Annotated in this window: 4 protein-coding genes; 2 read left to right on the forward strand and 2 right to left on the reverse strand. The window is 53.5% G+C overall.

What is annotated here, in order from left to right:
- The coding region (locus DMG62_24805; GenBank protein PYY19246.1) for a hypothetical protein at positions 1-292 on the reverse strand (292 nt) is incomplete at its 3' end.
- A gap of 367 nt (positions 293-659) precedes the next feature.
- Here DMG62_24805 and DMG62_24810 point away from each other — a divergent pair.
- Positions 660-1,517 carry a hypothetical protein gene (locus DMG62_24810; GenBank protein PYY19247.1) on the forward strand — a complete coding sequence of 286 codons (858 nt, stop codon included), beginning with the start codon at positions 660-662 and terminating at the stop codon, positions 1,515-1,517.
- A gap of 193 nt (positions 1,518-1,710) precedes the next feature.
- Positions 1,711-1,929 carry a hypothetical protein gene (locus DMG62_24815; GenBank protein ID PYY19248.1) on the forward strand — a complete coding sequence of 73 codons (219 nt, stop codon included), beginning with the start codon at positions 1,711-1,713 and terminating at the stop codon, positions 1,927-1,929.
- Between the two features lie 8 nt (positions 1,930-1,937).
- Here the strand turns inward: DMG62_24815 and DMG62_24820 are convergent, their stop codons facing one another.
- Complete coding sequence (locus tag DMG62_24820; protein ID PYY19249.1) at positions 1,938-2,348, reverse strand: MarR family transcriptional regulator; 411 nt, start codon at positions 2,346-2,348, stop codon at positions 1,938-1,940.
- Positions 2,349-2,805 lie beyond the last annotated feature (457 nt).

Raw genomic sequence — 2,805 nt, forward strand, 5'->3', positions numbered from 1 at the left:
AGTAGCCTGTTCGATTCAACTCGTTTAAGGCATGTCGCAAGCTTTCCCTTGCTTGTGCCTCGCCCGAGCGATCCCAAATCATTCCCGCTACACGGTTCCGTAACAAGCCTTCGCCTTGCGTCAAAATTAAGTACGCTAACACGGCCTGCGTTTTTTTTGCCCGAGGCAGAATATTCTCGCCAGACAAACCGATTGCTCGCATCCTACCGAGAAGATGAACTCGCACCTCTCTTTTGGTAATCGGATCCGGGCGCGTCCCGGCTTTACGTCTGAATTTCGTTACATTATTCACGGCGCGCTTCCTCTCGCCCTGCTGCGCATCCGATTAACTCTCGTGTTCTGAACCTTTTTGCTCCTCGAGGTCAACGGGCCTCGATGCTCCTCTCATGCCGCTAATACCGTACGCGGATCTGCTAAAATTGGCGACCTGCCGGTCGAACCAAACTGCGCCTCCGACCATTAGTCCGCATTCTCTTGACCCTCGGTCCTGGGGAGGGTGAAGCCCAAGCAGCACTCTGAGCAAGGGAGCACTCTAGATTCGCGAAAAGCGGACTGAGGACCATTCGCAGGGCGATGACGCCTTGATTAAGACTCTGTATTCGGCAAGCAAGCCGCACGTAGGTTGCTCGCTCGGCCGGCCTGCGAATTCTAGGAGAGAGATGAATCAACGCTTAGCCATCAACCTGATCGTCGGCCAGGGTATCTTCTTTCTCGTTGAAACCGCCATGGTTCATCACCTTGGCGGACGCATTCCGATCCTCCAACTAGCGTTGCTCCGTGCAACAGGGGGTGTCGTCATAGCGACCGCAATCGCGTGGAGCTCGAGTGCATCGCTTCGAACGAAGCAAATAAAGCTGCACCTCTTCCGTGGTGGCGTGGCGCTCGGTTATTTGTGGGTGCTGATGTATTCGTTTGGCACCCTTCCATTCGCCGATGCGACGGCACTCAGCTACACGCAAGTTGCTTACATCACTGTGTTTTCGGCGCTCATACTCCGGGAATCTGTTGTGCTGCGTCGATGGATGGCTACCGCGGTCTGCCTGACCGGTGCATTGCTTATCGCTCAACCATCATTCCACGATTGGAACGTCTCATATTTCCTCGTCCTGGGAGGCACCAGCCTCAACGGCCTTACGTTTGTCCTTAATCGCTACGCCCAACAGCAGGACAATGAGGTCACCACCATGTTCTACGTGAATCTCGTCTCGGCAATCGGTGGCTTCTGCCTGATCCCGGCTTTCAGCGCTCCCATTGAAATCCCCGACACATCGGCCGCGCTCTGGTTATCGGGAGTTTTTCTTTTCGGGCCGCTGGGGGTTTATCTGGGCATTGTTGCAGTCAAACATGCCGAGGCGTCGACGCTCGCCCCCTACACGTTGGTCCGGCTAGTGGTCGGGGTTCTAAGTGGATTTCTCGTCTTTCATGAAACACCAGCTCTTCCGAGCATTTTCGGTGCGATGCTGATTTTGATAAGCTGTGCGCTAGCCGTTCGGACACGGGCGAGCACTGACCACTGAATGCCGTACACCGTACTTAGATCTACGGGTGCATTGCGAACTTAGCCGCTACCCTTGTTTTCCGTGTATTTGGATCGTCATCCATGTTACGTAAAAAATTAGTGATTGGCGAACAAAGTTGGCAACGTTCCACAAACAAAGCGCTCAAAGCGGAAACGAGAGCACGCAATAGATCCTTACCGGCGGCTAAAAGATGAAATACTTTTCTGTCGGGCAAAGATGGGTAGCCAGATACGGCATATTTGGCGCGTTTTTTGGCGAGGTCATCGAAATCTCTGGCGAGGGCCGATATGGTGTAGTCGTCATCACCGATGAGTGTGGAAATGAGATGGACGAATACACGGGGAGTGCTTCGGAGTTCCAATCGTCGGGCGAGTGGCAACTAGCTGATCATAGCCTGCCCCGGCGCTAAGCGGGCACCTATCCACGATGTTGAACTGATCTCGCCGCGAAGCGATCTTGAGTATTTGTATGGCTGAGCATCTCAGTGTGCCGCGTGTACATACTGACAAGGCGGTCCCGCAACAGGTGTCCCTTGTTGGTTAGCTTAACGCGAATCGAGCGTAGATCGTGGACCGAACGTTCAGCGTCGAGATAACCGGTTTCGACCATCTTTTTTACGTTGTAGGAGACATTTGACCCCAGATAACAGCCACGTAGCGTCAACTCACCGATCGTCATCTCAGCATGATTGATGTTGAATAACATCAATGCCTGCACATTATTAATGTCGCGAGCTCCTAAGGTCTCGAGCTCTATTTTCACGAGCTCCAGCAACTGACGATGAAGGAGCTCAATACGGGAAATCAGCTCAAGATAGTCGTTCGCCATCGTTAACCTGTATGCTGGTCCGCCGCTCCACGAGGGGTGCGCGGAGATCACGACTCTCAAGCTCTATACTGGTCGCCGGCCAGGTGCGCTTCCGGGAAAAATCCCGGAAAAAATCCGGAAAAGCTAAAAAGCGACACGCTTTTCCCGCTATTTACCCAGGTTTCTTACCGGGTGCCTTCCCAGTGAACATGTCATCCTCCTCACCGAGACTGGTCGAGCCAGTCCCGCCTCAGGAGGAAATCATGGCAAAGTTGATCAATCAGAACGAATGCCCGCCTCTGCATCAGCGTGACGACAGGAGGCTCGAAAAGGACTTGAATACCCCAGAGTTTCCGTCTCTACACCGTCCCGTTGCTAGTATCCGCGATCCGGGAACAGTGAGGCTCGGAGACGGTTTTATAACGGCAGAATTTCCGCCTCAAATATAAACCGTTTGTGAGCCGCTGCGGTGCCGGGG

It is taken from the genome of Acidobacteriota bacterium, assembly GCA_003225175.1.
Lineage (GTDB): Bacteria > Acidobacteriota > Terriglobia > Terriglobales > Acidobacteriaceae > Gp1-AA112.

What these genes read in the sequence shown, in the direction of transcription:
- DMG62_24810 (PYY19247.1), top strand. Translation starts at nt 660, where the DNA reads ATGAATCAACGCTTAGCCATCAACCTGATCGTCGGCCAGGGTATCTTC.
- DMG62_24815 (PYY19248.1), top strand. Translation starts at nt 1,711, where the DNA reads ATGAAATACTTTTCTGTCGGGCAAAGATGGGTAGCCAGATACGGCATA.
- DMG62_24820 (PYY19249.1), bottom strand. Translation starts at nt 2,348, where the DNA reads ATGGCGAACGACTATCTTGAGCTGATTTCCCGTATTGAGCTCCTTCAT.